Annotated in this window: 18 protein-coding genes; 6 read left to right on the top strand and 12 right to left on the bottom strand. The window is 58.7% G+C overall.

Annotated elements, in window-relative coordinates; genetic code table 11:
* Positions 1–366: 366 nt before the first annotated feature.
* The 5 genes from CLM58_RS09835 to dctP all read right to left on the bottom strand — a co-directional run bounded on the left by CLM58_RS09835 (position 367) and on the right by dctP (position 6,060).
* Positions 367–1,881, bottom strand: a complete 1,515-nt coding sequence (locus CLM58_RS09835; RefSeq protein WP_095595767.1) for a malonate--CoA ligase — start codon at positions 1,879–1,881, stop codon at positions 367–369.
* 4 nt (positions 1,882–1,885) lie between these two features.
* A complete protein-coding gene (locus CLM58_RS09830; protein WP_095597048.1) occupies positions 1,886–3,145 on the bottom strand; it encodes a malonyl-CoA decarboxylase in 1,260 nt (419 codons plus the stop codon).
* A complete protein-coding gene (locus CLM58_RS09825; protein WP_095595766.1) occupies positions 3,142–4,458 on the bottom strand; it encodes a TRAP transporter large permease in 1,317 nt (438 codons plus the stop codon). Before CLM58_RS09825 ends, CLM58_RS09830 begins: the two co-directional genes overlap by 4 nt.
* 5 nt (positions 4,459–4,463) lie before the next feature.
* The gene (locus CLM58_RS09820) at positions 4,464–5,006 is read right to left on the bottom strand and encodes a TRAP transporter small permease (protein WP_095595765.1); all 543 of its coding nucleotides are present in this window, start codon (positions 5,004–5,006) and stop codon (positions 4,464–4,466) included.
* A gap of 67 nt (positions 5,007–5,073) precedes the next feature.
* Entirely contained in the window at positions 5,074–6,060 is a 987-nt protein-coding gene (gene dctP, locus CLM58_RS09815) for a TRAP transporter substrate-binding protein DctP (protein ID WP_095595764.1), read from the bottom strand.
* Positions 6,061–6,198: 138 nt separating this feature from the next.
* Between dctP and CLM58_RS09810 the strand changes: the two genes are divergently transcribed.
* From CLM58_RS09810 to CLM58_RS09800, 3 genes are all read left to right on the top strand, one after another.
* Complete coding sequence (locus CLM58_RS09810; protein WP_095595763.1) at positions 6,199–6,855, top strand: GntR family transcriptional regulator; 657 nt, start codon at positions 6,199–6,201, stop codon at positions 6,853–6,855.
* Positions 6,856–7,164: 309 nt separating this feature from the next.
* Positions 7,165–7,779 carry a sulfotransferase family protein gene (locus CLM58_RS09805; protein ID WP_095595762.1) on the top strand — a complete coding sequence of 205 codons (615 nt, stop codon included), beginning with the start codon at positions 7,165–7,167 and terminating at the stop codon, positions 7,777–7,779.
* 58 nt (positions 7,780–7,837) lie between these two features.
* A complete protein-coding gene (locus CLM58_RS09800) occupies positions 7,838–8,776 on the top strand; it encodes a hotdog fold thioesterase (RefSeq protein ID WP_269843643.1) in 939 nt (312 codons plus the stop codon).
* A 276-nt stretch (positions 8,777–9,052) separates the two neighbouring features.
* Here CLM58_RS09800 and CLM58_RS09795 read toward each other — a convergent pair whose 3' ends face one another.
* From CLM58_RS09795 to CLM58_RS09775, 5 genes are read right to left on the bottom strand one after another with little or no spacing between them, the layout of a single operon-like run.
* Complete coding sequence (locus CLM58_RS09795) at positions 9,053–9,901, bottom strand: ferredoxin--NADP reductase (protein ID WP_229666124.1); 849 nt, start codon at positions 9,899–9,901, stop codon at positions 9,053–9,055.
* A 13-nt stretch (positions 9,902–9,914) separates the two neighbouring features.
* The gene (locus CLM58_RS09790) at positions 9,915–10,340 is read right to left on the bottom strand and encodes a DUF934 domain-containing protein (RefSeq protein WP_095595760.1); all 426 of its coding nucleotides are present in this window, start codon (positions 10,338–10,340) and stop codon (positions 9,915–9,917) included.
* Positions 10,337–11,092 (bottom strand): phosphoadenylyl-sulfate reductase, encoded by a 756-nt coding sequence (locus tag CLM58_RS09785; RefSeq protein ID WP_095595759.1) that lies wholly within the window; start codon positions 11,090–11,092, stop codon positions 10,337–10,339. Before CLM58_RS09785 ends, CLM58_RS09790 begins: the two co-directional genes overlap by 4 nt.
* Positions 11,082–12,752, bottom strand: a complete 1,671-nt coding sequence (locus tag CLM58_RS09780) for a nitrite/sulfite reductase (RefSeq protein ID WP_095595758.1) — start codon at positions 12,750–12,752, stop codon at positions 11,082–11,084. The genes CLM58_RS09785 and CLM58_RS09780 overlap by 11 nt, the downstream gene beginning before the upstream one ends.
* Positions 12,752–13,054, bottom strand: a complete 303-nt coding sequence (locus tag CLM58_RS09775) for a DUF2849 domain-containing protein (RefSeq protein WP_095595757.1) — start codon at positions 13,052–13,054, stop codon at positions 12,752–12,754. Before CLM58_RS09775 ends, CLM58_RS09780 begins: the two co-directional genes overlap by 1 nt.
* Before the next feature lie 279 nt (positions 13,055–13,333).
* Between CLM58_RS09775 and mnmH the strand changes: the two genes are divergently transcribed.
* The 3 genes from mnmH (at position 13,334) to CLM58_RS09760 (ending at position 15,989) form a co-directional block, all read left to right on the top strand.
* Entirely contained in the window at positions 13,334–14,386 is a 1,053-nt protein-coding gene (gene mnmH / locus CLM58_RS09770) for a tRNA 2-selenouridine(34) synthase MnmH (protein ID WP_095595756.1), read from the top strand.
* 72 nt (positions 14,387–14,458) lie between these two features.
* Entirely contained in the window at positions 14,459–15,022 is a 564-nt protein-coding gene (locus CLM58_RS09765) for a hemerythrin domain-containing protein (RefSeq protein WP_095595755.1), read from the top strand.
* A 55-nt stretch (positions 15,023–15,077) separates the two neighbouring features.
* Positions 15,078–15,989 (top strand): DMT family transporter, encoded by a 912-nt coding sequence (locus CLM58_RS09760; RefSeq protein ID WP_095595754.1) that lies wholly within the window; start codon positions 15,078–15,080, stop codon positions 15,987–15,989.
* A 12-nt stretch (positions 15,990–16,001) separates the two neighbouring features.
* Here CLM58_RS09760 and CLM58_RS09755 read toward each other — a convergent pair whose 3' ends face one another.
* Positions 16,002–16,187, bottom strand: coding sequence for a hypothetical protein (locus tag CLM58_RS09755; RefSeq protein WP_095595753.1), 186 nt, complete (start codon positions 16,185–16,187; stop codon positions 16,002–16,004).
* 172 nt (positions 16,188–16,359) lie between these two features.
* Positions 16,360–17,706 carry a phosphoglucosamine mutase gene (gene glmM / locus CLM58_RS09750; RefSeq protein WP_095595752.1) on the bottom strand — a complete coding sequence of 449 codons (1,347 nt, stop codon included), beginning with the start codon at positions 17,704–17,706 and terminating at the stop codon, positions 16,360–16,362.
* Between the last annotated feature and the right edge of the window lie 2 nt (positions 17,707–17,708).

Here is a 17,708-nt window from a genome sequence, read left to right as displayed (position 1 = left end):
TTTTGGCTTGAGTTCGCAGGGTCAAGGATTGTGCGGGAAGAATGGCCTTCGACAACGACCGCTTTTGAAATTAACGACTACGTCAGTAAGCGATCAGAGCTTTTCCGATACGGGGTTTCACGCTATTTCCAGAGGGTCCCTTGGTAGAATTTCACGGGCGTATTGTGAAATCTAATTTAGGTATTTGCGGGGAGGTAGTTTTCTCACCCGGCGCTCGGATGGCGTTGGCGATTTCAAGAGCCCCTTGAGTATCTCACCCTGCTTCGAAAGGAACAGGCACAAGAGCATTTTCATAAGCTCCCGAACTACCAGAAGATTTGGCGATGGGCATGAAAGTAGAACACGCCCATCGGTCAGTAGCGGTGTTCAAGAGGTGAACATCCCTTGGTATTGGTCGCGCAGAATGTTTTTCTGAACTTTGCCCATGGTGTTCCGGGGCAGCTCGTCCAGAACGACCAGTTCGCGCGGGTGTTTGAACCGGGCAAGAGACTTGCACACAGCGTCCATCATCGCGCTTAGATTCGGTGAGGCACCGTTTTCCGGAACAACCACCCCCAAGACGGTCTCGCCAAAGTCCGGGTGCGGGACACCGATCACGGCGCTTTCCAGAACGCCGGGTTGGTCATCCAGCACCAACTCGATCTCTTTGGGGTAAATGTTGTAGCCCCCCGAAATGATCAGGTCCTTGTTGCGACCAACGATGTGGACATAGCCGTCTTCGTCGATGCGCCCCAGATCCCCGGTAATGAAGAACCCATCCTCGCGCAGTTCGGCGGCGGTTTTTTCAGGCATCTTCCAGTAGCCTTTGAAAACATTCGGACCACGCACTTCAATCTGGCCCACGTCACCGTCTGGAAGGGTCTCTCCGGTTTCGGGGTTCGTGATCTTCAGCTCTACGCCCGGCAGGGGGAAACCGACGGTGCCCGCACGGCGTTCCCCTTCATAGGGGTTCGACGTGTTCATGTTGGTTTCGGTCATGCCGTAACGCTCTAGGATGCGATGGCCGGTGCGCTCTTCGAACTGCACGTGGGTTTCGGCCAAAAGCGGGGCCGAACCGGATACGAACAGGCGCATGTGGGCGGTCAGGTCCTTCGTGAAACGCGCGTCTCCAAGCAGACGGGTGTAGAAGGTTGGAACCCCCATCAAGGCGGTTGCTTCCGGCATCCGGGCGATGATTGCATCGACATCGAATTTCGGCATGAAGATCATGCTGCTGCCCGATGTCAAAATGACGTTCGTCGCCACAAACAGACCGTGGGTATGGAAGATCGGCAGGGCATGGATCAGGACATCGTCTGCCGTAAAGCGCCACTCGTCCACAAGGGTGTTGGCATTCGACAAAAGGTTGTCCTGGGTCAGCATGGCCCCCTTGGAGCGTCCCGTGGTGCCCGAAGTGTACAGGAAGGCGGCCAGATCGTCCTTCTCCCGGTCAACGGTGGCAAAGGTGGAAGGCATGTCGCGCGCCTGATCCATCAAAGAGCCACTTCCGTCTGCGTTCAATGTTTCAACGCGCGCTCCAAGTTCACTGCCAAGCTGGCTAAGTTTTTCTTCGTTCTTCCCATCACATACGATCAGGGACGCACCGCTGTTTTCGATGAAATAGCTTAGCTCATCGACTGTGTAGGCTGTGTTCAGCGGCAGGAAGACAAGACCTGCCTGAGCGCAGGCAGCGTAAAGCGCAAGCGCTTCGGGAGACTTTTCGACCTGCGCGGCCACGCGGTCCCCGGGCTTCAGCCCAAGCTGAACCGTGACATTGGCGATCTGCGAAGCCGTAGACAGGAAATCCTGATGGGTAATCACCTCTCCGTTGAGGAGGTGCATAAACGGGGTAGTTTTTCCGGTATGAACACCGAACAGACCATCGTAGAGCGGGTTTGCCATGGAGTTACCTTTCTTGCTTCGGAGTCTTGTCGAATGAGTTGGCCAATGCTTCGACCTCGGTAGAGGCGACAATCTGGCGCGTATTCGCGAAATTTTCGTGGTTTTGGGCGACCTTCGAGAGGTCGTAGAGATAGTTCACCATCGTGCCGCCTGACTGGGCGCGCCCCTTGTCAGAGATGTCGGCATCGGCGTGAACCGCATGGACGATGGCTCCGTTGCCCAAGTGGAACCGGGCGACAGGATCAAAGGGAAGCCCGCCCCGCGATTTGGCGTTCAGCAGGTAGTGGGCTGCCTGTGCCCGCATCGCGTCGGGTGCATCAACGTCCCAATCTATGCCTTCCTTTTGCAACCAAGTGGTCAAACCGGGAATGGGTGACAGGGTGACGAAGGTGTTTAGCCCCGACAGTTCGGACGACAGATCCGCTGCGACCTGTTTGATCAACGAGTTCCCGAAGGAAATGCTGGCCAGCCCGGCCTGACAGTTGGAAATCGAATAGAACACGGCTGTATCGGCCTCTTCCGCAGGCATTGCTGCCCGGTCTTCAGCCAGCAAGGTCTGAACAGAGCCGGGAATGCCCTTTGTCAAAGCCACCTCGACAAAGATCAAAGGCTCATCCGGCATCGACGGGTGGAAGAACGCAAAACAACGGCGATCTGCGGGTTCAAGTCTTCGGCGCAGATCGTCCCAGCTGTCGATGGCGTGGACGGCCTCGTAGGCGATTATCTTTTCCAGAATATGCGCGGGGCTTTCCCAGCTGATGGGGCGCAGCACCAGAAAGCCGCGATTGAACCAGCTGGCAAAGAGGTGGCGAAGATCCAGATCCAGCGCCTGAAGTTCCGGTTCGTTACGGCCCAGCCTCAGCAGGTCGGCCCGCATATTCACCAAGATCTCTGTCGCGCCCGGAACCCGGTTCAAGCGGCGGATCAGCTCTTGCCGGGCGGGTTCGGCCGCGACTGTGAAGGCGCGATAGCTCTCTTTGGACGGATTGCGTTCGTATTCGTCCAGCGTGGTACGCACGGCCTCGGGGTCGATATTCATCGTGGCGGCGATGTCGTGAAAGAAGGTAAGCTTCGCGTCATCGTCCAGCGCGGCAAACCGGGTCAGAATTTCCCGCGCCAATGCCAGCCCCGAGGTTTCACCTGCCGACCCCACCAAGGCTCTGGCAAGCTCGGTCAGCGGGCGGCCGTCCTCGGCCGCCGCCGGTGTCTCGCGGCGATGACGCCGCTCGAACACCGTGTTGAGAAGATCGGCAAGCAGGGTCATACCGCCACGCCCATGATCACGTTGGGCAGCCATGTAGCAAGCCCCGGGAACAGGCACAGCAGGATGATTGCCAGCACCATGCAGGCCACGAAGGGCAGCGAACCGGTCAGGATTGTCTTCAACGAGATATCGGGCGCGATGCCGTTGATCACGTAAAGGTTCAATCCAACGGGCGGTGAGATCAGGCCGATTTCCATGTTGATCGTCAGCACGACTGCAAACCAGATCGGGTCAAAGCCAGCAGTCGTGATGATCGGCAACAAGATCGGAGCCGCCATCAGGATCACTGCAACCGGCGGCAGGAAGAAGCCGGCAATCAGCAGGAAGACATTGATCGCCCCCATCAGCACCCAACGGTTCACATCCAGCGTGCCGATCCATTCGGCAATCGACTGGGTGATGAACAGCGACGACAGCATGTAAGAGAACACACCGGCGGCCGCGATGATGAACAGGATCATCACCGATTCCTTGGTGCTGTCGCGAAGCACGTTCCAGATCGCGCTTGGGTGCCACAGCTTGTAGATGATCATGGCGATCAGCAGGCACATCAGGGCACCGACAGCAGCGGTTTCCGATGGCGTGGCAATGCCGCCATACATGGCATAGAGAACACCCAGAATGATGGCGAGGAACGGCAGAACGCGCGGCAGGATCTCGAACCGTTCGGCCCAAGTGTAGCTGCCCGAACCCAAGCGGGCAGCATCACCGGATTTCCATGTGGAATACAGCGACCACGCCATGAACAGGCCAACCAGCAGCAGGCCCGGGATGACCCCGGCCAGAAACAGGCGGCCGATAGAGGTTTCTGTGGCGATGCCATAGACGATCATCGTGACCGAGGGCGGGATCAGAATGCCAAGTGTCCCACCGGCAGCGATTGACCCTGCGGCCACGCCATCAGGATAGCCACGCTTGCGCATCTCTGGGATGCCCATTTTGCCGATGGCCGCACAGGTTGCCGGCGAAGAGCCAGACATCGCGGCGAACAGCGCACAGGCACCAAGGTTTGACACAACCAGACCACCGGGAACGCGGGTCAGCCAGCGCTCCAAGGCCTCGTAAAGGTCGGCCCCGGCGCGGGTAGAGGCGATAGAGGCCCCCATGATGATGAACATCGGGATCGACAGCAGCGCAAAGTTATCGAGCTTGCCGAACAGGATCTCTGGCATCAGCTCTAGCGAGCGGGGGCCATCAAAGATGATCAGGAAACCGGCCGACACGATCAGCAGGCCGATGGCGACCGATACGCCAGAGAAAAGCACAAGGATGGTGGCAATCGCCACGATCCCACCAAGAACGAGTGGATCCATCGTCGTTATTCCAATCCAAAGGGTTTATCGACGCCGATCAAAACGGCCACGAGGTCAGCGATCAGCTGCAAAAGCAAAAGGCCAAAGCCTATGGGCAGCGCCAGATAGGGAATCCAAAGGCGAACACCCCAGACTGTGTCGGAACGCCAGCCGCGATCCCAGGCGAAGTGCCAGTATTCGTATCCGTAGAAAAGCATGACCGCGACGATGGCGATCGACAGGACAGAGGTCAGGATCGCCATGAAGAAACGGGGTTTTGCGGGCAGCGAAAGCGGGATCAGGTCAACGTTGACGTGCCCGCGAAGGCGCTGAACATATGGCAGCCCCACCAGAGTGGCTGCGATGACCAGATAGATAACGGCCTCTGTCTGCCAAACGGTCGAACCGTTCAGGACAAAGCGTACAACAATCATCTGGCAAGTGATGGCGACTGCGGCGACGATCATCCCGGCAGAGCACCAGCCCGCCAATGTCGATATTGCGGCTACCGCGCGAAGAAAGGGATTGTTCCCTGTGTGGGAAGCAACGGCAGAGCTATGACCGGCCAATTGCGCCTCCTGTAGTGTTAGAGCAGAGGGGGGTGGTGGGCGGTTTTGTAAACCGCCCACGCAGAGATCATTCGACGGCCAGCGCCAGATCAAGCAGTTCCTGCCCGTCTTTCACTTCTTCAACGAATGCCTTGTAGGATGTGTCCATCGCCAGCGTACGCCAGGCTTCGAAGTCCTCGGCGGACATCTCGGCGAGTTCTACACCAGCTTCGGCAAAGACTTTGGCAGAGGCCGCGTCTTGCTTCTTGGCCTCTTCCAGATAGTAGGCCTCTGCTTTGGCCGAGGCTTCAAGCAGCGCGGTCTGCTGCGCTTCGTTCAGACCTTCGAAGGCACTCTTGTTCATCAGCAGCGGCTGATACATGAACCACAAAGCAACATCGCCCGCAGGGGTATAGCAGCTGACCTGCTCATAGATGCGGTAGCTGACGAAAGACGACGACGAGGTATTTGCGGCCTGCAGAACACCGGTCTGAATGGCGTTATAGATCTCGGACGATGCCATCGACGCGATCGAGGCGCCTGCACCTGCAAGCATCTGCTCAAACGACTTACCCGCGGCGCGAGTTTGCAGACCTTTCACATCTTCCGGCTTGGTGATGCACTTGTCCTTGCCGACAAAACCACCGGCCAGATAGCCGTGAACCAGAACCATCACGTCGTCTTCGGCCATCTTGGCCTCAAGCGCCTCCATGAAGGGAGAGTTCGACAGACGTGCCGCGTGGTCGTGGTTTTTCACCAGACCGGGCATCAGGGTCAGGTTATAGGCAGGCTGCTGACCACCGGCATAGGACAGCGGCAGAACAGTCATATCCAGCTGACCGCGGCTCAGCGGCTTATACTGCTCGCGCGGTTTGAACAGAGATTTCGAACCAAAGATCTTGATGTCCAGATCGACATCGGCGGCCGCGACCTCATCGGCCACAATCTGGGCAACCTGATGGCGGATATCTTTGTTCGACCACTGGTGCGAAAGACGCAGTTCCGTGGCAGTAGCGACAGAACCTGCAGAGGCAAGAGCCAAAGCGGCAACTGCTGTTTTAAGCATGGATTTCATTTTTTCCTCCCAACGAATCCAACCCGGCACATCCGGGGGCGCCCTTAGAATAGGCATATTTTGTTTTTTTAAGTCAATATTCTTGTATACAAAAATCGAATTCTTGAATTTTTAATTGGAGAATATTAATACAAAAGAATGGAACGACGACGCGCAGATATTATTGCCGAAGAGCTCGAAGAGCGCATTTTTGACGGAACATTTCCTGATGGCGCGCGCTTGGACGAGGTGCGCCTTGCCGAGAAATTCGGTGTTTCAAGAACCCCTTTAAGAGAAGCCTTACAAAGGCTTGCCCGCTCCGGACTGGTTGAACTGATCCCACGCAGAGGCGCCTTTGTCAGACAGCCAGGGCCAGTGGAACTCATGGAGATGTTCGAGGTGATGGCCGAGGTCGAAGCCGTTTGCGGGCGGCTTGCGGCAATGCGAATTTCAGACGAGGCACTGAAGGACCTGCACGATGCGAACGTCAAATGTCAGGCCGCCATCAATGCCTTGGATCCGGACACCTATTACATTGAGAACGAGCGTTTCCACAGAATCATCTATCAGCAATCCGGAAACAGTTTCCTCGCGTCAGAGGCCAGCTCGTTGCACCGGCGGCTGAAGCCGTTCCGGCGCCAACAGCTAAGACTTCGGGGCCGCATGAAACAGTCGATGGCCGAACACGAAGCAATCCTGAACGCGCTTGAAAATGGGGCCTCAGAAGAGGCCGCAAACGCCCTTCGTGGCCATGTTGCGATCCAAGGGGAAAAATTCCACAGCCTAATGGCAACCCTCAAGAGCGCGGCTGAATGACAGGCACTTTTGGATCGGCGGACGACTTCTTACCCTAGATTGCACTGCGAGAACTGTGCCTCGCTGTTGGATTGGAATTCAAATTGAACTGGCGACCAAGGTGGACGAGGCCAGCGAATACGACCTTTGGGGAAAGTTAACGTAATCGTCAAAGTTTAAAGACTTCATGGAAGTCTTTACGTGCCGGGAATCGCGAAGTTTAAGGGTCTGTCGCGGTTTCTCTGACGAAATGCGACCCGTCAGAAAGAAATCCGTTGGGCTTCGGCGGGGCCTGTGCATACTTGCGGAACCCATCCGGAGAGACGCGAAATGCCCCTGAAAGTCATCGGCGCTGGCTTCGCCCGCACAGGCACAGATTCCATGCGTGAAGCGCTGGAGATTCTGGGCTTTGGCCCCTGCCACCACATGTTCGAGGTTATGAGCAATCCTGTTCAGATGGATCGCTGGCGCGCCTTCGTGAAGGGGGCCGATCATAGTTGGGAAGAGTTGTTCGAGGGCTATGCCTCTTGCACCGATTTGCCCTCGGCGCACTACTGGCAGGAACTGTCAAAGGCCTACCCGGACGCCCCCGTTATCATGAACTGGCGCGACCCTGAAAGCTGGTGGCCGAGCTACGAGGCGCTACGGGCAGCGGCGGACAAGTTGCCCCATGACCCGGACTCTTTGTTGAACACGCTGATTGTGCCCAAGGTTATGCGGGGTCTTGCCCATACCAAGGAAAACGCGATTGGGGTGTTGAAGGATTATTATGCGGCTGTGCAGGCAACCATCCCGCCCGAGAGACTACTGGTGCACAAGCTCGGTGATGGCTGGGCGCCCCTGTGCAAGCACCTTGGGGTCCCCGTGCCGGACGTGCCCTATCCGCACCGCAACACCAAGGGTGGATTGGATGAGAAGCTGAAGACATTCGGTGCAAAAGACTAAACAGCGCTAGCAGCGCCGATTGCAAATCCCAACGCCAGCGGGCAACACTTGCCGAAACGTGAAGGGAGAGCACCGTGGACACCACCATTCAGGCAGCCGTCGCCAAGAGTTTTGCGGGTCAGGGAATGATCCGTGCCTTGGGCAAGAAATTGGGAACGTGGACGAAGGCACGGTCGAAATCTTCCTGCCGAACTCTGACGCGGTGACGCAGCAGCACGGGTTTTTCCACGGGGGCGCGATTGCCACGCTGGCCGATGATGCCGCCGCCTTTGCCGCCTATACGATGATGGAGGACGGCCGCCAGCCGCTGACCGTCGAGTTCAAGATCAACTTCCTTGCCCCCGCCGAGGGGCCTCAACTGCGCGCCATCGGTACCGTGCTGCGGTCCGGGCGCAGCGTCGCCCATTCCCGCGCCGACGTCTTCGCACAGGCCGAAGGCGGAGAGGTTCTGGTTGCCACGGCGCTGGCCACGATCAAGGCGACGCGGGCGGTGGTGGAGAAAGAATTAGAAACACCGCAACAAGCGAACTTTGCTCCGGAAGGGTTCTTTCGAATTCCTGGATATGAAAACTATGCAATCGACAAAGGTGGACGAATCTACAGCAAGAAAAAGAAGAATGGCTTCTTAAAACCGTGGACGGAAAAGAATAACGGGTACCAGAGAGTTGAGCTTCGAGACAATCCGGAGAGGCGAGAAAAGCCCTTTGTACATGACCTAGTATTGAGGACATTCAAGGGGAACAGACCCAACTTTGAGTACGTGGCGAGACACTTAAACGACGATCCAGAAGACAATCGAGTCGAAAATCTCGAATGGGGTTCTCGTCGGCAAAACAGCAAGGACAGCCTTCAGAATAAGGGACAGCCCGCGCTCTCTGACGGGGAAAAGTCACAAATCGCAAAGCTTTACAAAAGTGGAAACACCCAAACCGAAATTGCGAATAAGTTCGGGGTGTCCCAACGGACTATCAGCAGAATTATTAGCGGAATTTCATAGGATAAAGCCTTACGAAGGCTACTTTTCAACCCCTAAGTTATCGCAGATTCAACGCCAACTAGAGGTTTTGGTGTCAAGAAAGAGGGCCGCAAGGTCGCAAAAGCGCCTGGGTCTGGTCGCCCGTTCCGTGGGGAGGTGTAGGATGGGTGATTTCACCCATCATTGGGTGGATTGATGGGTGTGAACACCCATCCTACGGGTGGTTCGTGTTTTGGGTGCAAACAAAAACACCCCCGCCTGGGCGGGGGTGTGGGTCTCCTCCCAGAGATTGGTCGATTAGCCGACGAAGGCTTTTTCGACCACGTATTGGGCTGGGTCCGAGTTGGCGCCCTCTTTGAGGCCAAAACCGTCGAGGATCGCCATGATGTCCTTGTTGAACGCCAGCGAGCCGCAGACCATGGCGCGGTCGTGCTCTGGGTCCATCTTGGGCAGGCCGAGGTCTTCGAACACTTTGCCTGAGGACAGGTTGTCGGTGATGCGGCCCATGTTCGCGGTTTCTTCCCGCGTGGTGGTGGGGTAATAGCGCAGCTTGTCCAGCGCGCCCTCGCCCAGCAATTCCTTCATCAGCTCGTCTTCGCGCAGGCCTTCGATCAGCTCGCGGCCATAGTCCAGCTCTGCCGCGTCACGGCAGGTGTGCATCATGATGATCTCATCATAGCTTTCATAGGTCTCGGGGTCGCGCATCAGCGAGGCGAAGGGCGCGATGCCGGTGCCGGTGGCCAGCATCCACAGGCGCTTGCCGGGCAGCAGCGCGTCAAGGACCAGCGTGCCAACGGGCTTGGGCCGCAGGATGATCTGTTCGCCGGGCTGGATGTGCTGCAGTTTCGAGGTCAGCGGACCGTCCTGCACCTTGATCGAGTAGAACTCGAGCTCGTCGTCCCATGACGGCGAGGCGATGGAATAGGCGCGCAGAAGCGGTTTCTGGCGGCCGGTTTTCGGATCGGGATCGCCCATCAGGCCGATCATCACGAATTCACCCGAGCGGAAGCGCAGGGTCTGCGGGCGCGTCACACGGAACGAGAACAGGCTGTCGGTCCAGTGTTTCACGGCCGTGACGGTCTGAGCGTCAGGCAGGACAGGTTGCGCCGCAGTGGGCTTGGCTGCGTTGGAATCTTTCATCGTCATGAACCTTCTTTTATCAGGCGTTTCCGCGAACGCGAGCCTGATAGTCGTTTTCCTGCCAATTCGCGCGAGTTTGCCACAGCTCCCACGGTTGGCGTTGGGCCAAGTCGTCCGAGATTTCGACCTCGTCGAAACCAGAGCGGCGGGCCATTGTGTATTGCTCTGAAATCACGTGGCCCTTGGCGCGCAGGCGGCCCTGAAAACCAAGCAGGCGCAGGCGGCGGGCCAGTGTGAAGCCCCGGCCATCGGCGAAGGACGGGAAGTCGATGCGGACCATGTCCACGCCATCGACCAGCTGGGGCAGCTCGGCGGGGTTGGTGTCCGAGGCCAGATCGACCGACACAACCGCGCTATCGCGGTTGGCTGCCAGATGATCGAAGGTCACGAAATCATGGATCCAGTCGTCGGCTTCAAAGCCGGTATCGGTTACGATCACGCTCATGCCGCGTCTCCTTTCGGCAGCGGTCCGCGGACCATTTTGCCGTTGATGAAGTGAATTCCGCATTCCTCTTTTTCCTCGTTGCGCCAACGGCCTGCACGGGGATCTTCACCCGGTTTGACCTTGCTGGTGCACGGCGCGCAGCCGATAGAGGGGTATCCTTGCGCCACCAGCGGGTGACGGGGAAGACGGTTGTTGATGATGTAGTCCTGAACGTCGTCCGGCGTCCAATGGGCCAGCGGGTTGACCTTGATGCGGGTATCGCCTTCGTTTTCAAAGAAATCAAGCGCGGCGCGGGTGCCCGACTGGAACCGTTTGCGACCGGTGATCCAGGCATCATAGTCTTTCAGCGCGTTTTCCATCGGCTGGACCTTGCGCAGATCACAGCAGGCGTCGGTCGACGCCTTGTGCAGGGTGCCGTCAGGGTCGCCCTGAGACACTTCTGCCTGAGAGGCGCGAACGACCTTTACGTTGGTCAGGCCCAGCTTCTCAGAGACCGAGACCTGATAATCCAAGGTTTCCTGAAAGAGCATCTGGGTGTCGATGAACAGAACCGGCGCGGTCTTGTCGAACAACGACAACAGGTGCAGCAGCACAACCGATTCTGCCCCGAAAGACGACACCATCGCGATACGGCCGACCTGCGGATCGGTCAGCGCGCGGCTAAGCACGTCCTTCGCGGCGTGGTGCTTGTATCGTTGGTTCAGGTGCGCGACCCGCTCTGCGACGGGTTCAAGAGGGGCCTCAAGCGGCATGTTTCTCTTTAGCCTCCGGGTAGAGCGCCGCTTTGAACGGGCTCAATCCAACACGGCGGTAGGCCTGCAGGAAGGTCTCTTCCTCGTCCTCACGCAGATCAAGGTAGGCATAGATCAGACGTTCGATTGCCGGGACGATCTCGTCATAGGCAAAGCCGGGGCCTGCGCGTTCGCCGATGGTGGTGGTTTCCGACCCGTCACCGCCAAGGGTGATCTGGTAGTTTTCCACCCCTGCCCGGTCGAGGCCAAGGATACCGATGTGACCCACGTGGTGGTGGCCACAGGCGTTGATGCAGCCCGAGATCTTGATCTTCAGCTGACCGATTTCATGCTCGAGCTTCAGCTCGTCGAAACGGGTCGCGATCTGTTGGGCAACAGGGATTGAGCGGGCCGTGGCCAGCGCGCAATAGTCCATGCCCGGGCAAGCGATGATGTCCGAGATCAGGCCAACGTTTGCCGTGGCCAGACCAGCCTGCTGCAGGCGGGCAAAGACGGCGGGCAGATGCGACTTGTGAACATGCGGAAGAATGACGTTCTGCTCGTGGCTGATGCGAAGTTCGTCATGGCCGAACTCTTTCGCGATATCGGCCATCACGCGCATCTGGTCAGAGGTCGCGTCACCCGGCGTCTGGCCGTGCGCCTTGATCGAGATCGTGGCGATGGCGTAATCGGGGTTCTTGTGCGGCGCCAGATTGGTGTCGGCCCAGGACCGGAACACAGGGTCGGCGTCATAGGCGACATCAAACGCGTTGGTCGAGGCGTCCAGATAGTCGGGCTGCTGGAAGTACTGGCGGATGTCCTCTAGCAATTCCAGATCCGCGCCATGGAACGTCGGGCGGATGCGGGCATATTCCTTCTCGGCCAGCTCGCGGAATTCATCCAGACCGTTTTCCAGAACGGTGATCTTGATCCGGGCTTTGTATTTGTTGTCGCGGCGACCCAGCAGGTTGTAGACGCTGAGGATCGATTCAACACGCGGCAGCAGGTCTTGGCGCGGGATGAAGTCATACAGAACCTGACCCACGATCGGGGTCCGGCCAAGGCCGCCACCAACGAAGATCTTGTATCCGACCTCGCCCGCGTCGTTCTTAACGATCTGAACCGCCACGTCGTGCGATTTCAGAACCGCGCGGTCGTGCTCTGATGCGCCGACGGCGATCTTGAACTTGCGGCCAAGGAACTGGAATTCGGGGTGGTCGGTCGACCACTGGCGCAGCAGTTCGGCCACCGGGCGCGGGTCTTCGATTTCATCCGGGGTGGCCCCGGCGAAATGGTCCGAGGTCACGTTGCGGATCGTGTTGCCCGAGGTCTGGTTGGCGTGCATTTCCACATCGGCCAACGCGTCCAGCATATCCGGCACATCGGTCAGTTTCGGCCAGTTGTACTGGATGTTCTGACGGGTCGTGAAGTGGCCATAGCCCTTGTCGAACTTGTCCGCGATGAAGGCCAACTGGTTCATCTTGGTGCTGTCCAGCGTGCCATAGGGAATGGCGACGCGCAGCATGTAGGCGTGCAGCTGCAGGTAAAGCCCGTTCATCAGGCGCAGCGGGCGGAATTCGTCCTCGGTCAGGGCGCCGCTGATGCGACGTTCGACCTGCGCGCGGAATTGGCGGGTGCGTTCGCGGATGAAGGCTTCGTCGAAATCATTGTACTTGTACATCAGACTGCCTCTGCCTGTTTGCCGTGGAAATAGTTGGACGGACCGCGGGTGCGGAACTCTTCCCGGAAGTGGGTGGGGGCCGGACCTGCGTCGCCTGACACGGCGTCCGCCAGATAGGGGCCAACGACCTTGTCCAGCTGACCTTCAGCGACCAGCAGGCGCAGTTGTGCGTGGGCTTCGTCTTCGATCAACTCGGCGTCGTCCATGCAGCGCGTCCACTGGTCATTGGCGGTCAGCCAGATGACATCACCCTCGATCAGGGCATTTGCAGTCACGACCTTCGGAGTAAATTTGCGGGGCATGGGATCACCTTTCTGGGGTTCCGGGTTACCCGCTAGAGATAGGATATTTTCCCGGTTTTGGGCAGGAGGGGGTGATAGATAAGAACGATCCACCCCTCCCCGCGGGATTAGGAGAAATTTTCCCCAAACCGGCAGTTTAGGGAAAAACAACCGTCCAAACAGGTGGGACAAACCGAAACGGCAGAAAATCCTTCCTGTCGCTGCAGGGCGGCAAAGCAGTCCGAATCTGTTGAATTTGCGTGCTTTTCGCGCGCCCGGAAAGCCTCTATCAAGATGGGTATGAGCTTCCCATTACCCCCGCTTGCAGACCTGCCCGACCTTCCGTTTGATGAGATCATCGACGTCCGTTCCCCGGCGGAATTTGCCGAGGATCACCTGCCCGGCGCAGTGTCGATGCCAGTGATGAGCAATGAAGAACGGGCCGAGATTGGCACGATTTACGTGCAGGACAGCCCCTTCACGGCGCGCAAGAAAGGCGCGGCGGTCGTGGCGCGGAACGCGGCGCGGCACCTAGAGACGCTGCTGGCCGACAAGCCCAAGGGCTATCGCCCGCTGGTCTATTGCTGGCGGGGTGGTCAGCGGTCGGGGTCGTTCGCGGTAATCCTGCGGCAGATCGGCTGGCAGGCCGAGGTGGTCGAGGACGGGTACCGCGCCTATCGGCGCTTGGTGCAGCAGGCAATGTATGACGCGCCCTGCCCTTTTCCGGTTGTGGTTCTGGCGGGTGATACCGGCACCGCGAAGACCGCGATCTTGGCCGAGTTGAAACGCCAAGGCACGCAGGTGCTGGACCTTGAGGGGCTGGCGAACCATCGCGGGTCGATCTTTGGCGCGATGCCAGAGGGTCAGCCCGCGCAGAAAGGATTTGAAAGCGCGCTTGCGGCGCAGATGGCGGCGATGGACCCCGTTCGTCCCGTGGTGGTCGAAGCGGAATCCAACAAGGTGGGCGACATCCGCCTGCCCCCCGCGATTTGGCACGCCATGATGAAGGCCCCTCGGATCGAGGTTGCCGCGCCGGTCGAGGCTCGCGCGACCTATCTGACCCGCACCTATACCGACACATTGCCCAATACCGACGGTGTTGTTGCGCTGATCCAGAGCCTCTCAGACCTGCACCCCAAAGACCGGATCGCGGGTTGGGTGGAGCTGGCGCAAAAGACTGAGTGGCAAGAACTGTCGCAAGAGTTAATGCTGCACCACTATGACCCCCGCTATGCGCGGACCAGCCGGCGAAACCCGGCGCCCGAGACCCGTTTGGACCTGTCCGACCTATCTGACGCGACCCTGCGCGATACGGCGGGGCAGATTGCGGATCTGGTCGCCAAGATGGGCTGATCTGCGGCGGCGCAGGGCAATGGTGCGCGCAGGCGTACTTGTTACACTATAACGCATCCTTATTTGCCGGGCATGACCCACACAATTGATGTCAGACAGGGCCTGCCGCCCGAGATGCAGGTTCTGCTTCGGGATTATCCGCGCGATGCCTGGCCGGATCACCCGAACTTCGCCCGCTCTATCCGCAACTGGATGGGCGCCCACCACATGTTTCGCCAACTTGGCGAGATCGCAACCGGAGAGACAGAGCTGTACCTGACCAAGGGCCGCGCGCCCGAGGACTATGCCGTGCGGCTGTCGGAGTTCGGCAACCTTCTGGTACGCAACCTACATGGGCACCACACCTGGGAAGACCGCAAGTTCTTTCCGGAATTGGCAGGCGCGGATGCGCGATTTGTGGACGGGCTGGACCTGCTGGAAACCGATCACGACACCTTGGATGAGGTGCTGGATCGTTTCACGCGACAGTCCAACCGCGTGATCCAGTTGATCCATCTGGACGAGGCACAGGCCCGCGACGAAGCCGGGACGCTGCACGAAACCGCGACCGAGATTGAACGGTTTCTGGCCCGGCACTTGGCGGATGAAGAGGACCTTGTTGTCCCGATCATCCTGCACCACAAGTTGCGCGGTTAAATCGTGATTGACCCCGGTGTTAAGCCGGGGTCTTTTGCGGGGGCTGGAGGCCCCAATGACTCAACCCCAAATCACCGGAAAAAGCTGGCTGATGGTCGCCACCCTTGGCATCACCTGGGGGGCCACCTTTATGGTGATCGAAATTGCCCTTGAAGGCATGACACCGTTTTGGCTGGCCGCCGGGCGGATCAGTTTCGCGGCGCTTTTGATGACCGCGATCTGGGGCGCTCAGGGGTTCAAGCTGTTCAAGACAGAGGTGCGGGACTGGCCTTCGGTCGTGGTGATCGGTGCGCTGAGCTCTGCCATACCCTTCATGTTGCTAAGCTGGGGGCAGCAATTCGTCACCTCGGGCTTTGCAGGCGTGTCGATGGCGGCGGTGGCTTTGCTTGTCCTACCGCTGGCGCATTTCTTTGTTCCCGGTGAGCGGATGACACTGCGCCGCGCTCTTGGCTTTCTGACGGGGTTTGTTGGCGTTGTGATCCTGATTGGCGCGCAGGCCTTCGAAAGCTCTGGTGCGTCGTTAGAGACCCCGGGCCGGATCGCCTGTCTGTGCGCGGCAACGGGCTATGCGATCAGCTCTGTCATGATGCGCCGGTTGCCGCCTGTGGACTCTATTGGGCTGGCAACTGTGTTCTTCCTGATTGGCGCTGTCATCGTCCTGCCCGCGGCGTTCATCGTCGAAGGGCCGCCCACGATACCACCGTCCAAGTCGTTGATCGCGCTTATTTTTCTGGGCCTTGTCCCGACGGCGGGCGCGAATATCCTTCGGGTGCTGGTGATCAGATCCGCAGGGCCCGTTTTCATGAGCCTGACCAATTATCAGGTCCCTTTGTGGTCCGTGCTGTTTGGCGCGCTTATCCTAAGCGAGCCCCTTCCGCCCAGCCTGCTTTACGCGCTGGTCCTGATTCTGGCGGGGGTCGCACTTAGCCAGTGGGGCGCGTTGAAACGCCTGTTCTTCGGGGCTTAATTCCGAAGCGGATTATTCGAACACCACCTCCAGCATTTCTTCGGAACGCGGGCGTTCGGCGCACCACAGGTCGCCTGTGGGCTCATAAACAACGCGACCGATATCGGCGTTTACGATGACGCGATCTTCCGCGATCAAAATGCGGTCTTGTGGCAGAAAACTTAAAAACAAAACCAAGGCTTCAATGCTAATACACATGGCTCACCCCTTTCTGGCAGACCTAGGACCGCCCAAAGGAGGAAGGGTACCCGACAGGATGAAATGCGTCCAATTTACGGCGGAAAAGTGTCAGATTACGCCGCAAAACAGAAACAATTAGACCGATTTGCAATCAACGTATCAAATTAAGCATAGAACTGACGGTTTACGGTCAAGAGACCACAGATTCGACCTTGGCGACGATCCCATCCACCACGTCGTTCAGCAGCACATCGTCTTCGCATTCCGCCATGACCCGGATCAGGGGTTCTGTTCCGGATTTGCGTATCAGCAGGCGACCCTTGCCGGACAGTTGCGTCTCTGCCTGTGCGATGGTGGCCTGAACCTCTGCGTTGTCCAAGGGGGCCTGCCCCGCCTGATAGCGCACGTTCTTCAGAAGCTGGGGCACGGTTTCAAAGCTGTTGGCCAGTTCGCTGGCTGGTTTGCCCGTGTCGACCAGGGCCGCAAGGAACTGCAACCCGGCCAGCAACCCGTCGCCGGTGGTGGCGTAGTCGGTCATGACAAGATGGCCGGACTGTTCACCGCCCAGATTGAAGCCGCCCTTGCGCATCGCCTCGACGACGTAACGGTCGCCTACGGGGGTGCGCTCTAGCTTCAGGCCTTTTGCGTGCAGAAACCGCTCCAACCCAAGGTTGGACATGACCGTCGCGACCAAAGTATCGTTCTTCAGCAAGCCCTGCTCGGCCCAACGGGTGGCGAATAGCGCCATGATCTGGTCCCCGTCCGCGACTTGGCCCTTTTCATCAATGATGATCAGGCGGTCGGCGTCGCCGTCGAGGCAGATGCCAACATCGGCCCCATGCGCGATAACGGTTTCCGAGGCGATCTGCGGTTGGGTCGAACCGCATTTGTCATTGATGTTAAGCCCGTTCGGAGAGATGCCGACAGGGATAACCTCTGCCCCCAGTTCCCACAGGACCTCGGGCGCTGTGCGATAGGCCGCGCCATTGGCGCAGTCGATGACCACCTTCAGCCCGTCCAGCTTCATGCCAGCCGGTAGCGTGGCCTTGACCCGCTCGTTATAGCGGAAGCGACCATCGTCGATCCGCGTGGCGCGACCGATGTTAACGGCATTCGCGGGCTCGACACCCTCGAAGATCAGGCGCTCGATCTCGGTCTGGGCCTCATCGGACAGTTTGAACCCGTCGGGGCCGAAGAACTTGATCCCATTGTCGTGGTGCGGGTTGTGGCTGGCTGAAATCATCACACCGACATCGGCGCGCATAGAAGTCGTCAGCATGCCTACGGCCGGTGTTGGCACGGGGCCAAGCAGCAGCACGTTCATGCCCGTAGAGGTAAATCCGGCGGTCAGCGCGTTCTCGAACATATAGCCCGACAGGCGTGTGTCCTTGCCAATGACCACGCGGTGCGCGGTAGAGCCGTCCCGGCGAAAGTAGCGACCCGCCGCCGCACCAATGCGCAGGGCCATTTCAGCGGTCATCGGGGCGGTATTGGCGCGACCGCGCACGCCGTCGGTGCCGAATAGTTTCTGTGTCATGT

Source organism: Actibacterium pelagium, assembly GCF_002285415.1.
Lineage (GTDB): Bacteria > Pseudomonadota > Alphaproteobacteria > Rhodobacterales > Rhodobacteraceae > Actibacterium_B > Actibacterium_B pelagium.
Note: the sequence above shows the minus strand (reverse complement) of the source record. Positions and strands in the feature narration are given on the sequence as shown.